Here is an 18,979-nt window from a genome sequence, read left to right as displayed (position 1 = left end):
AGATTGGACCGGCGGGAATGCCCTGCCTTGTTTACACCCTGCACCAACCGCGCGGCGGAGCATGCCGGAGGTAGTTTGGCTGACCAAAATCTGCAAAAACCACATTTTTTTATAGCCGATGGCAACCCGTGTTCTGCTAGCCTGTAGAACAAATTTGCCGCGGTGCTGTTAGCCCTTCATACCAACAGATACCCGCTCATATGACGCCACACATTGCCACCGGAACCTTCGACGATAACAGCCATGCCGAAGACGCGAAAGAATACCTGCTCTCTAACGACTTTGAGGAAACCGACATCGAGCTGATCCCTGCCGCGCTTGGTACCGCCGTTATCATGAACATTGGCACCCCTACTGCCCGCCTGGCCCAGGAAGCGGTAGACGTACTGCGCAATTACGGTGCAAACGGCATCAGCTTTTACGAGGTGGTGTAACCTTACGCTGCCTCCCGCTTTTTAGCGAATATTGTTGCAGCGACCTGTAACAACCGGCACCCGCGCTTATCTAATTTCAAAAAAGCATACTTAGCAACCCATCACATGAAAAAGAATCAAAACCTGTTTGTTATTGGCGTGGGCATCGGCATTGCAATGGGCGTTGCACTTCATAACGTAGCTGTAGGTACCGCGCTGGGTGCCGGCATCGGTCTCGCGCTAAGCGGACAAAGTACTGCTTGCTGTAAACGGGCGTTTGCCTGGGTTAAACGTTCGTAAGGCTTTTGCACCATAAGCTATAGGCTTCTAATTATTCAGTTCCCTGGTGAATTTGCGCCAGCGAGGATCTCCATGACCGATTTCGATGAAGAATCAAAAACCAAGACGCGTGCTGTAAGGGGCCCTACTCTGTGATCTTCTGAACTCGCTTCAAGACCTCGCCTACTCAGCCCTTCGTCACCCTCGTGATTGCGCGCGTAAGCCTGACAATCCTCGTCGGACGAACCAGTGGACTTTTTCTTTCGATGTTGACTTCAAAGAATGACATTCCGATAAACGAGCCCGGCTGCGGCAAAACCTAAGAGGATGGCGCGGTTCTAATTAGGAGATGATAAATGCCGGGTACGGGCGTAGGACGAACAGAAACTTGACAAGGCAATTGCAATGCTCCTTATTAATAAGTAGAATTATTAACATAAGAAATCTATAACTCGTTTTGGTTTTTATTATCTTACGGTGATCAAACCTGGGTAATGGAACAACACAAACATAATATTGTAGCTCTTGGTGGTGTGCTCTTAAGTGCCGCCGCTTTTTTTCTAAGTACACCTGCAATTGCCACTGCAACAGGTTTGGCGGTATCATCCGGAGCATTATTGAATTTAGCAAATACTTTTGCTGGCGGTCTTTTAGGAACTAATTTCTCAAAATTAGGCTTACACGATAAATTACTATCGAAACTTCGATCCAAAGACCCCAATAAGATCAATCACGATCTGGAGCGTTTGATAAAACAGTCCACTATTATCGCATTTGCCTATATGCGTGAGCTGTATTTGTCAGACTTACAAGATGATCAACTATTATGGAATAGATATAACGAACGCGAGAAAAAAACTTACATTTCAGCCATAAAAAGCTTTTTCAATGATGCAGAAGAAGACCTTAAGGATGGTATTACAGTCGCGGATATTGATAAGATCATTATCAACAGCCCTGATGAGTATCTCGAAAAAATCATTAATTATATTATTACCATATCCGATATAAGATTTGATGAAGATGGCCGAAAACGATTTATCGATTTTTACAAAAACAAAATGACGTCTTGTTTTCAGCTTGCTTTCAAAGAAACATTAAAAAGAGACGAGCTTGGTTTTAAATCTTTTCAAATATGGGTACTTCAGGATCTTCAGGCTCAAACCACCAAAATAGCTACCGATCAAAGAACAATACTGGATGCAATCGCTAGGGTTGAAAGCGGACAAAACCTGCTAAGCAAAAATGAGCTTGAACAATTGCTAAATAGAGAAATAAATCAAATCGTACATCTCTTGGCAGAAAGTTTCCAAGATGTAGAATATAATTTCACAAGACTTACTGAAAAGATCGATCGGAATTTCGAAAAGCAATTTCGAATAAGCGAAGAGATGCTGATTGCATTAAGAGATTTAAGAGGGGACTTAGGCACGGCAACAGAAACCATCATAAATGCAATAAAAGAGCAAAATAAGTCATCTCGTAAAAAAGTTCTAAGATACATAGGAAGTCCTTTTCGCACAGACGTTTTTCTCGGTCGCGAAGAGCAGATGAAAGATGTTAAAGAGCAACTAAAGCTTCATAAGAAAATATTTTTAATAAGTGGAGAAGCCGGAATGGGTAAAACTACCCTCGCATCGCAATATTGGCTCGCAAACGCCAACGCTTACAAACATCTTATATGGTTAACTATTGAAACCGACATTGTACGATCTTTGATCTCGCTTGGGCCCAATCTCGACATAAACTTTCCATCACAGAGTTTAGACAATGAAAGGCTAAATAAAACTATTGATACGTTGGTAAGCTTGCCTGGCCCATGTTTACTGATCATAGATAATGCTAACGATCGCAAAGATCTTGTTGCTAACATCCAACAATTAAAAAAACTGGTTAATTTTGACATACTGTTAACTACTTGGTGTAACGACCTACCAGGCACTAAACAGATCAAACTTCCGCCATTAAGAATCGAAGTTGCTATAAAGCTGTTTGGATATCATTATTGTGAAGATGAAGCGAATTTAGAAGAAAAAGACTTGCCTGTAGTCAGATCGATATTAAATGCGATAGGATCTAATACACTTATTATTGAAGTGCTGGCCAAAAACCTGCGTGAATTAAATAATTCGTTAGGTTCAAGCATATCAATAGATCAATATCTGATTGATCTTAAAAAAGGCATTTTAAAATTTAAGAATCAAAAGAAGGTTGTGGTTGACTATCACAACGACGCGCTTGAAGAGGCAACTCCTCTCGAAATTATTGAAGCTATGTATAACCTTGCCTTATTGACGTCTGATGAGATCAAACTTCTGAATAACCTTGCGGTGCTACCCGCCGAAAGTATACGGTATGATCTCCTTAAACTTCTGCTTAAGCCCGATGATGAAGACGTTTTACAGGGTCAATTACAGTCTCTTTATAGAAAAGGATGGCTTGATCTAAACACGCAAGAGAGCAATTTAAAATTATCGCCTGTAATACAACAAGTGATCCTTGAAAAAAACCGGGAAAGTTTACTAGACGACAATACCCGTTTAATCGAGAATATTAAGTTTTTGCTTTTCAATTATAACACGAATTTCGTAGCCAAAGTCGTTTCTCCTCTGGCATTATCAGTAGTTAACATACTTAACCTGGAAGATCGCCGGGTTAGCTTTTTAGCGCATGCGTTAGCAAAGCATTACCATGAAGCAGGTAATCTTACCTCAGCTGAAGCGATGCTAAAAAACATAATAGATACCCCGCACTTTCAGCAAGAGAATAACGAGTTGCTTCGTTTTTACGTTTTTACAGATTATGCGGACGTTTTAGATTCACTTGACAGGCTGGTGGAAGCCGATGCATATTATACGCGTCTTCTTACTTTGGTAGCAGATTCTAAAAATCCGGAATTGGATGAAAAGTTTAATAAAGAAACTTACGCAATGTTTCTTGGGCGATTCGGTAAGTATGCAGAGGCTGAACCAACTATTTTTGGATCATTTAAATCAAAATGGCGAGAGTTACGTGAAGACGACCATATAACCGTAAACGAATATGCAATTGCAGCACATAATATGGCGAAGCTTTTACGCAGACAGGGCCGTTATGACGAGGCTTTAACCTATCACTCAATAGCAAAAAGCCGTTATGAGAAAATCATTGATCATAAAAATTATACGGTTTCAAGCTATGGTATTATATTGTTAAATTTTGCAGATACGTTGTTACAAGTTGGCGATATTGACATTGCTGAGAATTTCGCAACTGGCGCATATGATTATATGAAAACTGACTTTGCCGAAGATCATCATTATATAGGCTATGCATGTATGACCTTAAGCGATATCTATCGTGTAAAAAAAGATATTCAAAACATGCAAAAATTTTCAAAAATGGGTGTGTCTATTTTAGAAGAAAAAGTAGGTCCTACTTGCAGGGACATTTGTGATGCTTTGATCTTAGATGCAGAATTTGCATACGATTTATATTGCGAAGATAAGATCTCTCCCGAGCAATTACTGAACATATCAGCATCACTAATCGAACTAACCACCGAAAAACTGATGCTGCTTTTGAACAGGTACGGACCTTACAACGATATTTTACATAAAGGATTAGAAATTGCTGAGAAAATACTACGGCTTGACAGTAAAGAAGAGGCGGAACAAAAGCTTTATAATATCAGGCAAGAATTAATAAGGCTTACGATCGTAAGGGGTAACATTCGTACTATCGATTTCGCGTTCGAAACATTAAGTGATGACGAAAGAATCACTCAATTGCAGAATTGTCGTTCGTTAATGTCGTTACCAGTCAATTTGGATAATGTACGGATAGAAAAATTCAATCTTCCGTTTTATAAGAGCTTTAGACTTTTTAAAATTACATATAAGAATACAGTTCAGCCTGTATTTAGATATGTATTAAGCAACGAGGAAGAACTTGGACTTATTAATTATAAAAATGGTGTAATTTATCACGTAGGAAAATCCGACGGATCATTTGACATGAATAATATTGCATCATATATGCGTTTCTTTTTTGACAGTGTTTGCGGCCGGCATGGTTTCTTTCACTTGATGCACGAAAATGACGAAATGCCATGGATCTACGACGAAGAGATAAGTGATGAGTTTAAAAAAAATGTATTAAATAAGTTACCTAAAGAAAGAGAATACCAATTTGTAAATGATATCTATAGTTCAAACGTACTTATCTTGTTTCGAAAAGCACTTTTTAAAGCTACATTCAATGTAGCTTTAAATGGAGAATGTGAATTAGTAAATCAAACACTTGGCGGATCAGCTGATGATAAACCGTTAGTATTTGGCCTTGATGATGAAGAAGATAACGACAGTAATTTAAAAGAGTTTTCAAGTTTTGAGGGCGAAATAATTAAAGGTTATGTAAAGGATTTCAAAGATGATTTCTTACCTGCGAGAATTGATTTCGAGTTTAGCGAAGATGATCTTGAACTATTAAATGAAATCAACCAAAAGGAGCCAAGATTGACATTTCATGACTTTTCAGAATTAGCTTGAGCGTAAGTGTTATTCAACAAAAAAGGCAGGTACATTATTATACCTGCCTTCCTCGTTATAAGAATCAGTGCTTAAAAGATATTCTTCAACACACCACCTAAGCCGCCGCTAATGCTGTCCGGTGTGATGCTTGGGTCGTTAGGGTCTTTGGCTTTATGGGCAAACTTTTGTAACAGGCCGGGCAACGCGGCAGATATAGCGCCGGTTACTGCCGGCGACAGGCCAAATTTGCTGCCCAGGCTGCCTACCAGCCCGCCTTCTATAGCGCTGGTTACGGGGCTGCCGGATGTTGCCGCGTTAGACAACGAGTCGAGCAGGCCGCCTACGCCGCCCTGCTGGCTCACCTGGCCCTGTATGCCGTTGTTTATGTGTGTGGCAATCTCGTGGTGCACGGCGTCTGCTTGCTGCGGGGGAATAGATTGCGCTATTTCGGGGTGACCGCCTATCTGGCCTTTCACCATATTCAATATTTCGTCGAACATTTTTTCTTGTTTTATAGGTTTATACCTGTGTTAAGTATTGGCTGTACGCGTAGCCTTCTACACCGCCGGCGGTGCGTACCAGGCTCCATTGTTCGTTAGGGCGGCTTAATACCGTCACCTCTTCGTTATGGGCGGCTTTGCCCAGCACCTGCTGATCGGTACCCGGCCCTTTGCGGATGTTCAGGTTTGATGATTCCGTAGTAACCTTTGCCTTTGTGCCCGGCGCCGCGGTGGCATCTATGTTCAGGACCAAGTCGCCGGCGCGGTAGTCCGGGTCTATTTTGTTATAGGTGTCCCAAAGCTTGTCTTTAAGTTCGCCGCTGCCGGTGCTGCCATCAATATACAACACGTTGTCTTGCTCGCGCACCTGCAGGCTGGTAATACCACCTGTTTTTGCCTGCTGTATCAGCTCGGCATATTTCTCTTGTAGTGCCATGGTGTTATTTGCTGATGGTTAAGTTGTTGTTTATCTTTTTTGGGTGCAGCGCGTTCAGGTTCATCATCAGCCTTTGCAGCTTGTCGCGCGTAATGTTACCGGTTAGGGTTACCACGCCGCTGTCTACACTGGCGGTTACACCGGGGAAGTCTTTAGTAGCGTCGGTTACGTCGGTTTTTAGCTTGCTGTCTTCGGCAACAACAACCGGCGCGGTTGGGGTGGTGTCGGCAGGTGCTGCTGTTGTAGTAGTAGTTGTGTCGGCATTGTTGGTTTTGTCTTTGCCTTTACAGGCCGGCAGCTGAGTGGCGGCCAGCATAAGCGCTGCCATAAAAGCTGTTTTAACGATGTTCTTTTTCATTAGATAGCGTTGTTGTGAGTGGTTATAAAAACTATTATTTTGATAATTTTATTAACCAAAGAAGAAATTTTTTAATTAAATGTTTGTATTGAGTGCGATTTAGTGAATGGTGAGAGAGCGGAGAGCGGAAAGCGGAAAGACACACCCCTGCGGCGCTTCTGTCCGGCGCACCCCCTCTCGAGAGGGGATTTATGATCACATGCGTCTTCTTTCGCGTTAGGGATTGTAAGGGTTTAGCCCGGAGGGCCGCAGCGAAGCGAAGCCCTGTAAAGCCCGGCCCGCAGGGAAACGCCGTTATGGAGCTGAAAGCGAAAAGCTTAGAGCTGAAAGCGGAAGAACACGCCCCTGCCCTCGCTTCTTTCGGCGTGCCGCTTTCGATTAGGAATTTATTTAGTGGGGCTGAAGGACATCCGTGCCTACCCTCTTTCCCTCGCCTCCAGGGAGGGATTAAACCTAAACAACTCCAGCCAACTGTCCGCTTTTATAATGATTTAACGTTTAAGAAAATTATCTAAAATATATAATGTCAATCAACTGAAACATTCCGTATTGTTTTATGGTTTACTTAGTAACTAAATTATTTTCATTTACCTTAAAAAAATTCCAGATATGTTCCATCACGTAAAAGACCTTCAATTCAACGCCCGTGTGTCGCGTCCCGACCCACGCTTTGCTAACTTGTTATTAGAACAATTTGGCGGCGAGAACGGCGAGCTGGCCGCGGCCATGCAGTACTTTACCCAGGCCTATGGCGCCAAAGTGCCTTATCCGGACAAGTACGATATGCTGATGGATATTGCGACCGAAGAGTTTAGCCACCTTGAAATTGTGGGTGCAACCATACAGATGCTGCTGAAAGGCGTTAACGGCGAACTGAAAGACGCCGCGGACCAGTCGGAAATTATGCAGGTAATGGATGGCAAAGCCGCTAAAGAGAACATTATACATGATGCACTTTCTAACCCGCAGTTCTTGTCGCTTAGCGGCGGCGGCCCAAGGCTGACCAACAGCCAGGGCATACCGTGGTGCGCATCGTACATACACTCTAACGGGGATTTAACTGTTGATTTACGCAGCAACCTTGCGTCGGAATCAAGAGCCAAGCTGGTATACGAATACCTGATGCAGTTTACTGATGACCCGTATGTAAAAGATACCTTATCGTTCCTGATGACGCGTGAGGTATCGCACTATAACATGTTTAAAGCAGCGCTGGATACTATTGAGCCCAACTTCCCGCCGGGTGTGTTACAGGCGGATCCACGGTTTACGCAGCAGTACTTTAACATGTCGCCTGCAAACAGCGCACGTGGCCCATGGAACGAAGGCACCATGCCGGAAACCGGTAAAGAATGGGAATATATTGCAGACCCGATTGCACACGTGCAGGAAACGCAAGGCCTGACCACCAAAGACAAAGGAATCGACAAACAGCTTGCCCAAACCGAGAAACTGAACAAGGAACTGAGCAAAACCAAAAGCAAAGAGGTTAGCGCCCCGCAGCCAAAAGGCGTAGCCCAGTGGAGCGATTACAGCGGCTCCGGCGAAATACAATAAACTATAACGCTATAAACTAAGCAGCCCGCCTCTTGTACAAGAGGCGGGCTTTTTTGTGCTGATGCGCGCTGCACTCCTTCTGGATGGACACCTTAAAAATAAATGCATTCAGCCTCAATATGTAGCGCCGCTGAAGGGCCCGGCATGCAACTAAATTGCCTGGTATTCGTTATAACTACAACGATTTTAAACCTTACAGTTATGAAGTTAAAATGCAATATCGCCATGGCAGCCGTATTCGGCTTTTCGTTATTAGCCGATACCTCCTATGCCCAGCAAGCTACACAGCAACCCGTACAAAATGCTTTACCGGTGATAAACGCGCTGCAGCCGGTTACCTACCAGTTCGACGCAAAGAAATACCCTGCGCTTAAACTTACCGCCGGCAGCCAGTATGGCTTTGCGCAAACACCTAACCAGGTACCCGGCCTGCTTACCGAAAAAAACATTTGGCACACCGCAGGCAAAAACCAGCAGGTAGCCACCAGCGTAAGCACTGCCAACTACGAGGTGCTGATACCCTTACTGGTAAGCGCCATACAAGAACAACAGGCCGAGATAAAGCAATTGCGCGAGGAAGTGCGGCGGTTGTCGGCAAAGTAGGCAGGAAACGTATCAACAATGTCCGAACTAGAATTAGTTGAATTGAAAGAATGACCAGAATTCTGCTCTTCTTAAAATTATTTTATTCGGGTTTAGACAACAAAAAAAGCCGGCACTCTTTAAGGTGCCGGCTTTGTATATTAATTAGGTTGAGCCTTTATTACAACTCTCTTACCCAAATGTTGCGGAAGCTAAGCGGTTCGCTTTTGTCGCCGTGTGCCTGTAGCTTTATTGGCGCCGGGCCGTGTGCCTGGCGGTAGCCTGGCGCACCAATGTATTGTGTAGGGCCCAACAGTTCGATGTTGTTCTCAACCAGTACACCGTTAAAGATTACAGTTACGCGTGCAGGTGTGTTAACACTGCCATCTGCTTTAAAGGTTGGCGCGGTCCAGATCACGTCGTAAACGTTCCAGCTGCCCGGAGGACGGGTCGGGTTTGCAAGCGGGATGAACTGTTTGTAAATACTACCAGCCATACCATTTACGTAAGTTTTGTTGTTGTAGGAGTCAAGCACCTGCAGCTCGTAACCTGCATCGCCCTTGCCTATTGAAGCAAGAAAGATACCGCTGTTACCGCGTGCCTGGCCTGTACCGGTGATGTTTGCAGGTACTTTCCACTCGATGTGTAACTGGTAGTTGCCGAATTTCTTTTTAGTTTCGATGTTACCAGTTGACTTGTTAACAGTCAGGATGCCGTCCTTGACATCCCATTTTGCGGGTGAACCGCTTTGTACGTCAACCCACTCGTCCAGGTTCTTACCGTCAAACAGAACAACCGCGTCAGACGGAGCTTCGGAGCCCGTTTTGCCTGCGGTTACCACCTTTGGTACCGGCTCCCATTTCTCTGTGTCTTCAGGTTTTGCGCCTTGCTGTGCATTAGCCATATAAAAGCCTCCTGACAGTAAAGCGGTAAGTATTAATTTGTGTTTCATTTTCACTATAGTTATTGGTAGATAATTAAACTTTCAGCGTGTTTTTGATGTAGCCGCTGCTTTGTGCGATACTCTTGTAAGGATCGATATTGGTATAGTTCTCCTGCTCTACAATGTAGTGCTCAATACCTGCAAGCTTCGCCTGTGCAAATATGCTCTTGAAATCAATGGTACCGGTACCAATCTCTGTATTTAGATTGTTGTTGGTTTTATCCATATCCTTCACGTGAACAAACTTGAAGCGTCCCGGATGTTTTTTGAACAGTTCTATTGGGTCGTGCCCGGCGCGAACTACCCAGTACAGGTCCAGCTCCATGTTAACCAGCTTAGGATCCGTTGCATTCAGGATGGTGTCGTAAAAGGTAGTACCTTCAGTTTCGGTCCACTCAAAATTATGGTTGTGGTAACCTAGCTTCAAGCCGTGTGTTTTTAATACTTCGGCAGCTTTGTTCAGTTTTTCGGCAATGGTCTTAAAATCCGCAGCGGTTTTAATTAAGTTATGGTTTAATGATGGTACAATAACGTAGGTTTGGCCTGTTGCCAAAGCTGCTTCGATGTACGCATCAAACTGTTCCATTTTACCTGTACTAAAAAACTCGTCGAGGCCGTAGTGACCGCTTGGAGTCTTCAGGTTATTTGCTTTAAGCAATTCACTGAATTCCTTGGCGCTAAGGCCCCAAAAACCATTAGTCTTTGAGTAACCAAAAGTTTCTACTTCCTGGTAACCTGCTTTTGCTACTTCGGCAATCACGCCTTTTACGTCTTTCGGTAATTGCTGGCGAAGGCTGTATAATTGCAGGCCAACACCGTTTTTGCTCTTTGCCGACAATAATTGTGGCGCAAGCATAATTCCGGCCGACATTAAGCCAGCCTGGGCTAAAAATTTTCTCCTGGTTGTCATTTATTACTGGTTTATCATCCGACTTGAGACACTGCCAACGTTTAAAGGTTTAAACGTCGCAGATCTGTACTGCCTTGCGTAAGGAAGCTATCTTGTCTTTTTGTTTTGGTATAAATTCCTGTGCTACAAACCCTTTGTGGCCCACTTCAACAATGGCGCGCATAATTGCAGGGTAGTATAGCTCCTGTGTTTCGTCTATTTCGTTACGTCCGGGTACACCGCCTGTATGGTAGTGATTGATGTACTGATGATACTGACGAATGTTACGAATAACGTCGCCCTCATCAATCTGCATGTGATAGATATCGAACAACAGCTTGAAGTTTTCAGATCCTAAGCGTTTGCAAAGTTCTGCACCCCACTCTACCCTGTCCGCCTGGTAGTCTTTATGGTCAATCTTGCTGTTAAGCAATTCCATCACCAATACCACACCATGCTTTTCGGCAAGCGCTACCATGGGCTTAAGGCCTTCCACACAGTTGTTCCAACCGGTTTCGTTGTCCTTACCGCGACGGCTGCCGCTAAAACAGATGAGGTTTTTGTAACCTGCAGCGGCCACTTTAGGAATCATCTCGGTATAGTTCTTATGCAGCTGCGCGTGGAACTCCTTATCACCAAAACCGTCTGTAAGGTTAATTTCCGCGCCATTACACATCGAGGAGTATAAACCGTGCTTCTTCAGCGTTGGCCAGTCAGACGGACCAACCAGGTCTATACCCTTTATACCGATCTCCTTTGCAGCAATGCAAAGGTTCTCTACTGTAATATCGCCATAACACCAGCGGCAAACCGCGTGGTTTATGTTTCCTTTCAGCTTTTCGGCCATAGGTGATTTTGAGTTGTCTGCCGCAAAAGAGGAGATCATGCCTGATGCCCCTATTGCCGCAGTACCTGCAAGCATGCTTTTAATAGCGGTTCGTCTGTTGTGGTTTGATGCCATGGTTTATACTTCTAAACGGCCGTCAGCTGGTTCTTCAATATCAAGGCCCGGCTTGTTTTGTATTTGGTTAGTATCCTTAAAGAAAAAGATGAACACAAGCAATACTACACCGGCAATACCTGCAGGTATTAACCAGATGGTTTGCCAGTTGTGGCCTTCTGCAGTTTTCCAGTGGTCAACTATCGGCCCCGACATGTACGATCCTATAAGCATACCCACACCATAGGTAGCTAGCGTGATAAAGCCCTGCGCAGCGCTTTTAAAACGCTCGCCGGCAAGGTTATCTGTATATATCTGACCGGTAACGAAGAAAAAGTCGTAGCAGATACCATGCAGCACAATGCCCGCAATCAGCATCCAGTAATTAGAACCTATGTCTCCGTAAGCAAAAAACACATAACGCAACACCCAGGCAAGCATACCTACCGCAAGCATCTTTTTAACACCCAGCCTAACAAAGAACAAAGGCATTAATGCCATAAAGGCAAGCTCAGACATTTGCCCGATAGATTGCTTTGCAGCAGCACCTTCCATCTTCAATTCGTTAAGAAAAGGGTTGGTAAAGTTGTAATAAAATGCCAGCGGTATACATATAGCAACAGATGCAATGAAGAAAATTAGATAAGATGTGTTTTTTAACAACCCTATCGAATCCAATCCCATGATGTCGCTCATGGTTGTTTTCTGACCTTTCTTTGCAGGAGGAGTTGACGGCAAAGCGAAGCTAAGCAAGCCTAAGATTAAAGACGCGATAGCCGCCATCTTAAAGGTAAGCACCAGTGAGTTGCTTTGCTCCCATCCTAACCAGCCAATTAGCAGGCCGGCAACTATCCAACCTAACGTACCCAGGATACGTATTGGCGGAAACTCTTTGCTGGGATTGGTCATTTGCTTGAACGATACCGAGTTCACCAGCGCAAGGGTTGGCATATAGGCAATCATATAAGCAAATATCACCGGCAGGAACCCATCAAAATTGGGTATGGTAGTAATGTAATAAAGCAGGGCAGCACCTATCAGGTGTAAAACACCCAATACCTTTTGTGCTGAAAAGAAACGGTCGGCAATTAAGCCGATAATGAAAGGAGCTATAATTGCGCCCCAAGACTGGCTTGAATAAGCTGTGGCATTTTGCGTGCCGCTTGCCGCAAGTGTTTTACCTAAATACGTCCCCATTGTTACAAACCATGATCCCCAGATAAAAAACTGGAGAAACATCATGGTAGACAACTTGACGCGTGTAGTTAAGGTCATAATTTAATTTGGTTATAATTGGTTAGTACGCAGAAGTTCAGAAAGGGCTATTTAACCGACAGTACGTATTTAACCATCTCTTTAGCATCTTCAAGCTTCAGGTCAGGGTGAGCCGTCATTGGTACTGTACCCCAGTTGCCGCTGCCGCCTGCAATAACCTTCTTTGCAAGCATTTCTTCGTCAGCCGACGTATACTTCTTAGCAATGTCTGCAAACGCAGGGCCTATTACTTTCTCATGCTCTTTATGGCAGGTGTTACAATCAAGTGAAGCCATTAACTGCTGGCCTTTATTGTCTGCAGTACCTGCTGCTTTTTCGGTACCGATTTTTGATACGGCAGTGTCTTGTGCGGCATCGCTTTGGTGTGCAACGGCTGATTGCTGCGCAGCATTTGCGCTATCGGCCGTACCTTCTTCAGTTTCGCCCGGTTTCGGGCCTCCACATGCTGCTATCACTAAACTAATACCTAAAACGATGAATACTTTTTTCATGGATTACAATGTTATTATAGAATTATTAAACTCCCGAAAAGTACGATTTTTTACTTTCAGATGAATTATTTATTTAAACTGTTACAACAGGCGCAGGTGCTGTTTTGTTGCGGCTGCGCATATAAATTACCAACCCTGTAAAAGCTACAATAAGTACTAAAGGTATTACCAGTGTTGTTTGCAAAACCTGCTGTCCCGCGTGGCTGCTGTCGCCACCTGCATCGGCCACTATCCTATCATAATACCTGCCCATAAAAACAGTATAGATAGATACCGAGAACATGCCTGCCCCACCCATAAGGTTTAACCCCAATGCGCCGGTTTTTGGCAGATTGGTGTTTACGAAGCCCAGCATCATTGGCCAGAAGAAGCAAACCCCCATACCGAATATCAGCGCTGCAAAAAACACAGCGTTGCCGGTTAACGTACCCAATAAGTACATACCCACAGCCGCTAAAATGGTAGACATCAACAACACCACCTGCGGAGAGAACTGTTTAAGGATGGGTTTGGCAAAAGCCCTGCCTACTACCATTACGCCTGTATCAAGCGTAAGTATCAGGATAGCATTATCGGTAACGTTTTTTAACAGCACATCAATCCACTGGCCCGTAAACAGTTCTGTTATACCGGTGCCAAACATGCAGATAAACATAAATATGAACAGCGGGTTAAGCAATGCTTTATACATACCTGCCGTAGACACGCCAGAGGCTACACGTTCGGTAACAGGGAAGTCAAGTTTGGAGAACAGGTATCCGTAGAGCAGCGTAGGCAGCAACATAAGGCCTACCTGTACCTGCCAGCCAAGGCCTACTTTATTAAGCAATAATACTATTAACGTACCTATTACAATGCCGCCGGGAAACCACAGGTGAAAGTGGCTAAGCTTGGTTGCCTTTTCGTCGGTATACAAACAGGTTACCAGTGGGTTGCAGGCTGCTTCTACCGTACCATTGGCAACGCCGATAAGGAAGGTAGAGAAGAACAGCGTCCAGAAACCGGTAGCAAATACGGTAAGCAGGATGCCTGCCAAATGAAAAAAGAACGCCAGCATCAGCAAGCGTTTCATACCAATCAGGTCAACAATTACTCCACCGATAATTACGGCAAGCGGGAACCCCCAAAATGCGGTAGCTGTAATGGTGGCCAGTTGTGCTTTATCTAACTCGAAATCTGTACCGAGTTTGTTTAAGATACCTGCGCGTATACCGAAAGACAAAGAAGTTACCAGCAGGGCAAGACAGCTCGCCCTAAATAATTGGGTGCGGTTAATAGTACTCATTTTATAATCAGGTTTGTTGGTTTCTACCGCCTAATTACTCAATCCCCATTAATTTACGGTTAAACGCATCATCAGATCCGGATGCCGCAAAATCATCAAACGTACGGTCGGTAACCCTGATGATATGGTCCTTAATAAACTGGGCACCTTCCCTTGCGCCATCTTCCGGGTGCTTTAAAGCACACTCCCACTCCAGCACTGCCCAGCCTTTATAATCGTATTGAGTTAATTTGCTAAAAATCCCCTTAAAGTCAACCTGACCATCCCCTAAAGAGCGGAACCTGCCCGCGCGATTTATCCAATCCTGGTAACCGCCATAAACACCCTGGCGGCCGGTAGGATTAAACTCGGCATCCTTCACATGGAACATTTTTATACGTTCGTGATAGATGTCGATGTACTCCAGGTAGTCAAGCGCCTGTAAAACAAAGTGAGATGGATCGTAAAGTAAACAAGCGCGTTTATGCTGGTTTACCTTGTCAAGAAACATCTCGTAAGTGATACCGTCATGCAGGTCTTCACCCGGGTGTATCTCGTAACACAGGTCTACGCCGTTCTCATCAAACACGTTCAGGATAGGCTCCCAGCGTTTTGCGAGTTCTGTAAAAGCAGCATCAACTAAACCAGCCGGGCGTTGTGGCCATGGATAAACCGTTTGCCAGATAAGGGCGCCACTGAAAGTAACATGCGCGTTGAGCCCTAAATTTTGTGAAGCTTTTGCTGCATACTGCAACTGCTGCACGGCCCATTTTTGGCGCTCCGCAGGGTTGTTCTTGTAAGCGTCGGGTGCAAAAGCATCAAACAACGAATCGTAAGCCGGATTTACCGCTACCAGCTGCCCCTGTAAGTGGGTAGACAGCTCGGTGATCTCCAATCCGGCAGCATTCACAATGCCTTTTATCTCGTCGGCGTAGGTCTTGCTTTCGGCAGCTTTTTGCAGATCAATAAAGCGGGTGTCGTTTGTTGGCAACTGTACACCTTTGTAACCCAAACCTGCCGCCCATTTGCAAATGGATTCCAGGCTGTTAAACGGGGCGTCGTTGCCTATAAACTGTGCTAAAAATATAGCAGGGCCTTTAATAGTGTTCATACGTTAGATAGTGTAGTCGGTCCACTTTTCGTTGCTTTGGTTAGAGGCAACCACATTGTTAATGAATGCCATGCCGCGGATACCATCATCAATACCAGGGAAATCAAGCCATTCCTGTTGTGGTTCTACACCTTCAATCTTAGCGCTTAGCGCCAGTGCAAAGTTGCGGTATAAGTTACCAAATGCCTCCAGGTAGCCCTCAGGGTGGCCTCCCGGTGTACGTGCGTTGTGGGTAGCGTAGGTAGACAGGCGATCAGTATAACCGCTGCCTGCACGTAATACCTGAGCAGGTTTATCCAGCCATTTCAGATTTAATGTATTTGGCTCTTCCTGCCTCCACTCTAAACTGCCGTTTTCGCCGTAAACACGTATTTTAAGCGCATTCTCCTCGCCTGCCGCAACCTGCGAAGCAGTAAGCGTGCCGGTAACGCCATCTTCAAAACGCAGCAGTACCGCGCCATCGTCGTCCAGCATGCGGCCGTCAACAACAATGTTTAATGAAGCGTTAAGCTGCGTTATCTTTTTACCGGAGATATACTCTGCAAGGTGCGCGGCGTGTGTGCCTATATCGCCCATGCAACCGCTCTTGCCCGATTTAGAAGGATCGGTACGCCATGAAGCCTGGGCATTACCCTCGCGTTCTGAAAGGCGGCTCAGCCAGCCTTGTATGTATTCTACGTAGATCTTACGCACTTTGCCAAGCGCGCCACTCTTAACCAGCTGCTTAGCTTCTTTTACCATTGGGTAACCGGCGTAAGTATGGGTTAACAACAGCATAAGCCCGGTTTCTTCAACCTTTGCTTTAAGCTGCTGCGCTTCTTCAAGGGTAAAGGTTACGGGTTTTTCTACAACTACGTTAAAGCCATTCTCCAAAGCCAGCATAGCCGGTGCAAAGTGGGCAAAATTTGGGGTAACAATAGTAACGAAGTCCATGCGTTTATCAGCAGGCAGCTGCGCCTCTGTTTTGATCATGTCCTCATAATTGGTATAAATACGGCTTTCGTCCAGGAACAGCATACGGCCGCTCTCTTCGGCAACTGCCGGGTTAACGCTTAACGCGCCGCAAACCAGCTCTATCTGGCCATCCATATTAGCGGCAATGCGGTGTATAGCGCCAATAAAGGCATCTTTACCACCACCTATCATGCCCATGCGTAATTTTCTTTTACTCATAAAAGCTCCCCCTAAATCTCCTCCGGAGAGGATACTTAGTTAATTGTTGTTTAAAGTTTTAATAAATGTCTAATATACACTATTGAACAGTAATTCGTAAAATTACTGTAATATGCTTATCAACCTTCCGGCTGTGCACAAAACAAAAGCCCTCCCCTTTTACAGGGAGGGTTATAATTGTAGCAATATTGCCGGTTAGGATAAAGCCCAGGCGTGGTCGCCCTTTTTGTAAGGGAAGTCGCCCACGTATTTTCCCGGCACCGGAACATAACGTAATGCTTTGGTAGCGCCAACTTCCGAGGTAAAGTAGCCAAGGATGGTTAACTGCTTCAGCATAGTGAAGTAGTGGTTAGCATCTTCGGGCTTTTTGGTTTTATTATAGTCTTTTGCTTCCTTATCAAGCGCGGTAAGCAATTCGGTGCGCTGTTTTGCATCAGCCTCCATAAACTTCTTGCTGTACTTTTTGCTGCTGGCCTCGTCAAGATCAGATAAACCTTTCTTAAACACTTTTTGGTCATCAGCAGTGTAGCAATCGTTCACCATTGTTGCCATAAACGCACCTATTTTAGCAGCTTTAGCGCCGGGGGTGCCGGTTTCTGGTAAAATAGTTTCGCCTATCTCATCCATATAAGCTATAGTTTCGGGCTTTTTAAGGTCGCTTGTATCAACCGAACTGCCCGATTTACAACCGGAGATGAAGAATTCGGCACCTATTACAGTACCACCCAGGATTAAGCCCACCCGGGTTATTGCGTCTCTTCTATTCATTTTTTTATAGAATTATGAGTTTACTTAAATTGTGCCAAACACTAGGCCTTTAGCTCGAAACCTGCAGGGTACTGGCGTTTAACGTACTGGTTAACATCGTCAAAGTTGGTAACCTTCATAGCGTTATTATCCCACATCAACTTCACGCTGCCACCTTTTAGTTCGTGACCACGCACTGCAAGGTTAGCCATCAGCAATGCTTCTGTAAGCGGACCAGCAATCTCGAACGGAGAGCTTACTTCCTGCTTGCCGTAGCCTGCTATACATGCTTCAACCCACTGCGCGTAGTGGCCGTTTGCACCGCCGGGAACGCGTTTGTATTTCTGCGGAGCGTTGGCGCTTGCTGTACGTTCTTTTGGTAACAGTGTAGCTGCATCTGAATAGGTGCTGGCGTACATTTTACCTTTAGTACCGATGAATAGGGTACCGTTACCTTCTTCACCACCCCATTTTTCGCTTGGGCCAAGCTCAATTGGTCTTTCGGGCTGTATACCGCCGTCCATCCAGTGCAGCGTAACGTCGCCTTTGGTTTTAGCAGTTTTAGGGAAAGTTAAGGTGATGTGGCTTGACGGAGGACAGCTTTCAGGGAAGTGGCCTTGTTTAAATTCATCAACGTAAACGCTGCCTACGCTTGCCTGTACATCTTTAGCATAACGGATACCCAGTACACGGAACGGTGCTTCCACCAGGTGGCAGCCCATGTCGCCTAAGGCGCCGGTACCGTAATCCCACCAGCCGCGCCAGTTAAACGGAACCAGTTTCTCTACGTAATCCTTTTTAGGAGCTGTACCTAACCAAAGATTCCAATCTAATTCTTTCGGAATGTTTTGGCTTGGCTCAGGCCATTTGATGCCCTGAGGCCACACCGGACGGTTAGTCCAGCAGTATACGGTATGTACATCGCCAATCAGGTCGGCATCATACCATTCAGACATCAGGCGGGTACCATCGTTAGATGCACCCTGGTTACCCATTTGTGTAACTACTTTGTATTTCTTAGCCGCATCTGTTAATAAACGCGCCTCCCAAATATCATGAGTGAGTGGTTTTTGCACGTAAACGTGCTTGCCCATTTGCATGGCATGGTATGCTATGATAGCATGGTTATGATCTGGGGTTGATACCGAAACCGCATCAAAATTCTTGTGCTCTTTATCGTACATCTCGCGCCAGTCCTTGTAATACTTGGCTTTTGGGAATGATGCACGTGATTTTGCTGCACGACGGTCGTCTACGTCGCAAAGGAACGCGATGTTAGCTTTTCCACTTTTCGCGAATGCAGCAATGTCGCTTTCGCCTTTACCGCCGGCGCCTACGCCTGCTACGTTCAGCATGTCACTTGGGGCAATAAAACCTTTACCGCCCAGCACAAAACGCGGAACGATCATGAAGCCTGCAGCGGCTAATGAACCAGTTTTGATAAAATCGCGCCTGGATTGATTTTGCTCCTGCACGTTGTCTTTCTTCTCGGTCATGATGTTTTTTTATT

General features: G+C 45.0%; 19 protein-coding genes. 6 read left to right on the top strand and 13 right to left on the bottom strand.

What is annotated here, in order from left to right; all coding sequences use genetic code 11:
• The first annotated feature begins 200 nt into the window (after window positions 1–200).
• From AC59GT_RS16780 to AC59GT_RS16770, 3 genes are all read left to right on the top strand, one after another.
• Window positions 201–434, top strand: a complete 234-nt coding sequence (locus AC59GT_RS16780) for a hypothetical protein (RefSeq protein WP_497238689.1) — start codon at window positions 201–203, stop codon at window positions 432–434.
• Between the two features lie 105 nt (window positions 435–539).
• Window positions 540–713 (top strand): hypothetical protein, encoded by a 174-nt coding sequence (locus tag AC59GT_RS16775; protein ID WP_497238688.1) that lies wholly within the window; start codon window positions 540–542, stop codon window positions 711–713.
• 473 nt (window positions 714–1,186) lie between these two features.
• On the top strand, window positions 1,187–5,221 hold the full coding sequence (locus AC59GT_RS16770; RefSeq protein ID WP_497238687.1) for a hypothetical protein: 4,035 nt from the start codon (window positions 1,187–1,189) through the stop codon (window positions 5,219–5,221).
• A gap of 71 nt (window positions 5,222–5,292) precedes the next feature.
• On the opposite strand, the gene AC59GT_RS16765 is transcribed toward AC59GT_RS16770, so the two are convergent.
• Genes AC59GT_RS16765 through AC59GT_RS16755 form a run of 3 tightly spaced genes read right to left on the bottom strand, consistent with a single transcriptional unit; the run spans window position 5,293 to window position 6,497 of the window.
• Window positions 5,293–5,703: a DUF937 domain-containing protein gene (locus AC59GT_RS16765; protein WP_497238686.1), complete on the bottom strand. Its 411-nt coding sequence runs from the start codon at window positions 5,701–5,703 to the stop codon at window positions 5,293–5,295.
• Between the two features lie 19 nt (window positions 5,704–5,722).
• Window positions 5,723–6,139 carry an SH3 domain-containing protein gene (locus AC59GT_RS16760; RefSeq protein ID WP_497238685.1) on the bottom strand — a complete coding sequence of 139 codons (417 nt, stop codon included), beginning with the start codon at window positions 6,137–6,139 and terminating at the stop codon, window positions 5,723–5,725.
• A gap of 4 nt (window positions 6,140–6,143) precedes the next feature.
• The gene (locus AC59GT_RS16755; protein WP_497238684.1) at window positions 6,144–6,497 is read right to left on the bottom strand and encodes a hypothetical protein; all 354 of its coding nucleotides are present in this window, start codon (window positions 6,495–6,497) and stop codon (window positions 6,144–6,146) included.
• 296 nt (window positions 6,498–6,793) lie between these two features.
• On the opposite strand from AC59GT_RS16755, the gene AC59GT_RS16750 reads away from it, so the two are divergent.
• The 3 genes from AC59GT_RS16750 to AC59GT_RS16740 all read left to right on the top strand — a co-directional run bounded on the left by AC59GT_RS16750 (window position 6,794) and on the right by AC59GT_RS16740 (window position 8,657).
• The gene (locus AC59GT_RS16750) at window positions 6,794–7,012 is read left to right on the top strand and encodes a hypothetical protein (RefSeq protein ID WP_497238683.1); all 219 of its coding nucleotides are present in this window, start codon (window positions 6,794–6,796) and stop codon (window positions 7,010–7,012) included.
• A gap of 94 nt (window positions 7,013–7,106) precedes the next feature.
• Window positions 7,107–8,054, top strand: coding sequence for a manganese catalase family protein (locus AC59GT_RS16745; RefSeq protein WP_497238682.1), 948 nt, complete (start codon window positions 7,107–7,109; stop codon window positions 8,052–8,054).
• Window positions 8,055–8,255: 201 nt separating this feature from the next.
• A complete protein-coding gene (locus AC59GT_RS16740; RefSeq protein WP_497238681.1) occupies window positions 8,256–8,657 on the top strand; it encodes a hypothetical protein in 402 nt (133 codons plus the stop codon).
• 160 nt (window positions 8,658–8,817) lie between these two features.
• Here AC59GT_RS16740 and AC59GT_RS16735 read toward each other — a convergent pair whose 3' ends face one another.
• The 10 genes from AC59GT_RS16735 to AC59GT_RS16690 form a co-directional block, all read right to left on the bottom strand.
• Window positions 8,818–9,588, bottom strand: a complete 771-nt coding sequence (locus AC59GT_RS16735) for a 3-keto-disaccharide hydrolase (RefSeq protein WP_497238680.1) — start codon at window positions 9,586–9,588, stop codon at window positions 8,818–8,820.
• A gap of 25 nt (window positions 9,589–9,613) precedes the next feature.
• Complete coding sequence (locus AC59GT_RS16730) at window positions 9,614–10,489, bottom strand: sugar phosphate isomerase/epimerase family protein (protein WP_497238679.1); 876 nt, start codon at window positions 10,487–10,489, stop codon at window positions 9,614–9,616.
• A gap of 49 nt (window positions 10,490–10,538) precedes the next feature.
• Window positions 10,539–11,429 carry a hydroxypyruvate isomerase family protein gene (locus AC59GT_RS16725; protein WP_497238678.1) on the bottom strand — a complete coding sequence of 297 codons (891 nt, stop codon included), beginning with the start codon at window positions 11,427–11,429 and terminating at the stop codon, window positions 10,539–10,541.
• Window positions 11,430–11,432: 3 nt separating this feature from the next.
• Window positions 11,433–12,683 carry a nucleoside permease gene (locus AC59GT_RS16720; RefSeq protein WP_497238677.1) on the bottom strand — a complete coding sequence of 417 codons (1,251 nt, stop codon included), beginning with the start codon at window positions 12,681–12,683 and terminating at the stop codon, window positions 11,433–11,435.
• A 47-nt stretch (window positions 12,684–12,730) separates the two neighbouring features.
• Window positions 12,731–13,174 carry a c-type cytochrome gene (locus AC59GT_RS16715; RefSeq protein WP_235853969.1) on the bottom strand — a complete coding sequence of 148 codons (444 nt, stop codon included), beginning with the start codon at window positions 13,172–13,174 and terminating at the stop codon, window positions 12,731–12,733.
• 73 nt (window positions 13,175–13,247) lie between these two features.
• Entirely contained in the window at window positions 13,248–14,459 is a 1,212-nt protein-coding gene (locus AC59GT_RS16710) for an MFS transporter (RefSeq protein WP_497238676.1), read from the bottom strand.
• 34 nt (window positions 14,460–14,493) lie between these two features.
• Window positions 14,494–15,549, bottom strand: coding sequence for a sugar phosphate isomerase/epimerase family protein (locus AC59GT_RS16705; protein WP_497238675.1), 1,056 nt, complete (start codon window positions 15,547–15,549; stop codon window positions 14,494–14,496).
• A 3-nt stretch (window positions 15,550–15,552) separates the two neighbouring features.
• Window positions 15,553–16,722, bottom strand: a complete 1,170-nt coding sequence (locus tag AC59GT_RS16700) for a Gfo/Idh/MocA family protein (RefSeq protein WP_205771815.1) — start codon at window positions 16,720–16,722, stop codon at window positions 15,553–15,555.
• 195 nt (window positions 16,723–16,917) lie between these two features.
• Window positions 16,918–17,490 (bottom strand): gluconate 2-dehydrogenase subunit 3 family protein, encoded by a 573-nt coding sequence (locus tag AC59GT_RS16695; protein WP_497238674.1) that lies wholly within the window; start codon window positions 17,488–17,490, stop codon window positions 16,918–16,920.
• A gap of 41 nt (window positions 17,491–17,531) precedes the next feature.
• Window positions 17,532–18,965 (bottom strand): Gfo/Idh/MocA family protein, encoded by a 1,434-nt coding sequence (locus tag AC59GT_RS16690; RefSeq protein ID WP_497238673.1) that lies wholly within the window; start codon window positions 18,963–18,965, stop codon window positions 17,532–17,534.
• Between the last annotated feature and the right edge of the window lie 14 nt (window positions 18,966–18,979).

It is taken from the genome of Mucilaginibacter sp. 320_HR (genome assembly GCF_059691875.1).
Note: the sequence above shows the minus strand (reverse complement) of the source record. Positions and strands in the feature narration are given on the sequence as shown.

Bases quoted from the DNA above. Each gene is read 5' to 3' on its own strand.
- AC59GT_RS16725 (WP_497238678.1), bottom strand. From the start codon at position 11,429: ATGGCATCAAACCACAACAGACGAACCGCTATTAAAAGCATGCTTGCA.
- AC59GT_RS16710 (WP_497238676.1), bottom strand. From the start codon at position 14,459: ATGAGTACTATTAACCGCACCCAATTATTTAGGGCGAGCTGTCTTGCC.
- AC59GT_RS16775 (WP_497238688.1), top strand. From the start codon at position 540: ATGAAAAAGAATCAAAACCTGTTTGTTATTGGCGTGGGCATCGGCATT.
- AC59GT_RS16780 (WP_497238689.1), top strand. From the start codon at position 201: ATGACGCCACACATTGCCACCGGAACCTTCGACGATAACAGCCATGCC.
- AC59GT_RS16740 (WP_497238681.1), top strand. From the start codon at position 8,256: ATGAAGTTAAAATGCAATATCGCCATGGCAGCCGTATTCGGCTTTTCG.
- AC59GT_RS16700 (WP_205771815.1), bottom strand. From the start codon at position 16,722: ATGAGTAAAAGAAAATTACGCATGGGCATGATAGGTGGTGGTAAAGAT.
- AC59GT_RS16760 (WP_497238685.1), bottom strand. From the start codon at position 6,139: ATGGCACTACAAGAGAAATATGCCGAGCTGATACAGCAGGCAAAAACA.
- AC59GT_RS16690 (WP_497238673.1), bottom strand. From the start codon at position 18,965: ATGACCGAGAAGAAAGACAACGTGCAGGAGCAAAATCAATCCAGGCGC.
- AC59GT_RS16720 (WP_497238677.1), bottom strand. From the start codon at position 12,683: ATGACCTTAACTACACGCGTCAAGTTGTCTACCATGATGTTTCTCCAG.
- AC59GT_RS16770 (WP_497238687.1), top strand. From the start codon at position 1,187: ATGGAACAACACAAACATAATATTGTAGCTCTTGGTGGTGTGCTCTTA.
- AC59GT_RS16715 (WP_235853969.1), bottom strand. From the start codon at position 13,174: ATGAAAAAAGTATTCATCGTTTTAGGTATTAGTTTAGTGATAGCAGCA.
- AC59GT_RS16735 (WP_497238680.1), bottom strand. From the start codon at position 9,588: ATGAAACACAAATTAATACTTACCGCTTTACTGTCAGGAGGCTTTTAT.
- AC59GT_RS16755 (WP_497238684.1), bottom strand. From the start codon at position 6,497: ATGAAAAAGAACATCGTTAAAACAGCTTTTATGGCAGCGCTTATGCTG.
- AC59GT_RS16745 (WP_497238682.1), top strand. From the start codon at position 7,107: ATGTTCCATCACGTAAAAGACCTTCAATTCAACGCCCGTGTGTCGCGT.
- AC59GT_RS16730 (WP_497238679.1), bottom strand. From the start codon at position 10,489: ATGACAACCAGGAGAAAATTTTTAGCCCAGGCTGGCTTAATGTCGGCC.
- AC59GT_RS16765 (WP_497238686.1), bottom strand. From the start codon at position 5,703: ATGTTCGACGAAATATTGAATATGGTGAAAGGCCAGATAGGCGGTCAC.
- AC59GT_RS16695 (WP_497238674.1), bottom strand. From the start codon at position 17,490: ATGAATAGAAGAGACGCAATAACCCGGGTGGGCTTAATCCTGGGTGGT.
- AC59GT_RS16750 (WP_497238683.1), top strand. From the start codon at position 6,794: ATGGAGCTGAAAGCGAAAAGCTTAGAGCTGAAAGCGGAAGAACACGCC.
- AC59GT_RS16705 (WP_497238675.1), bottom strand. From the start codon at position 15,549: ATGAACACTATTAAAGGCCCTGCTATATTTTTAGCACAGTTTATAGGC.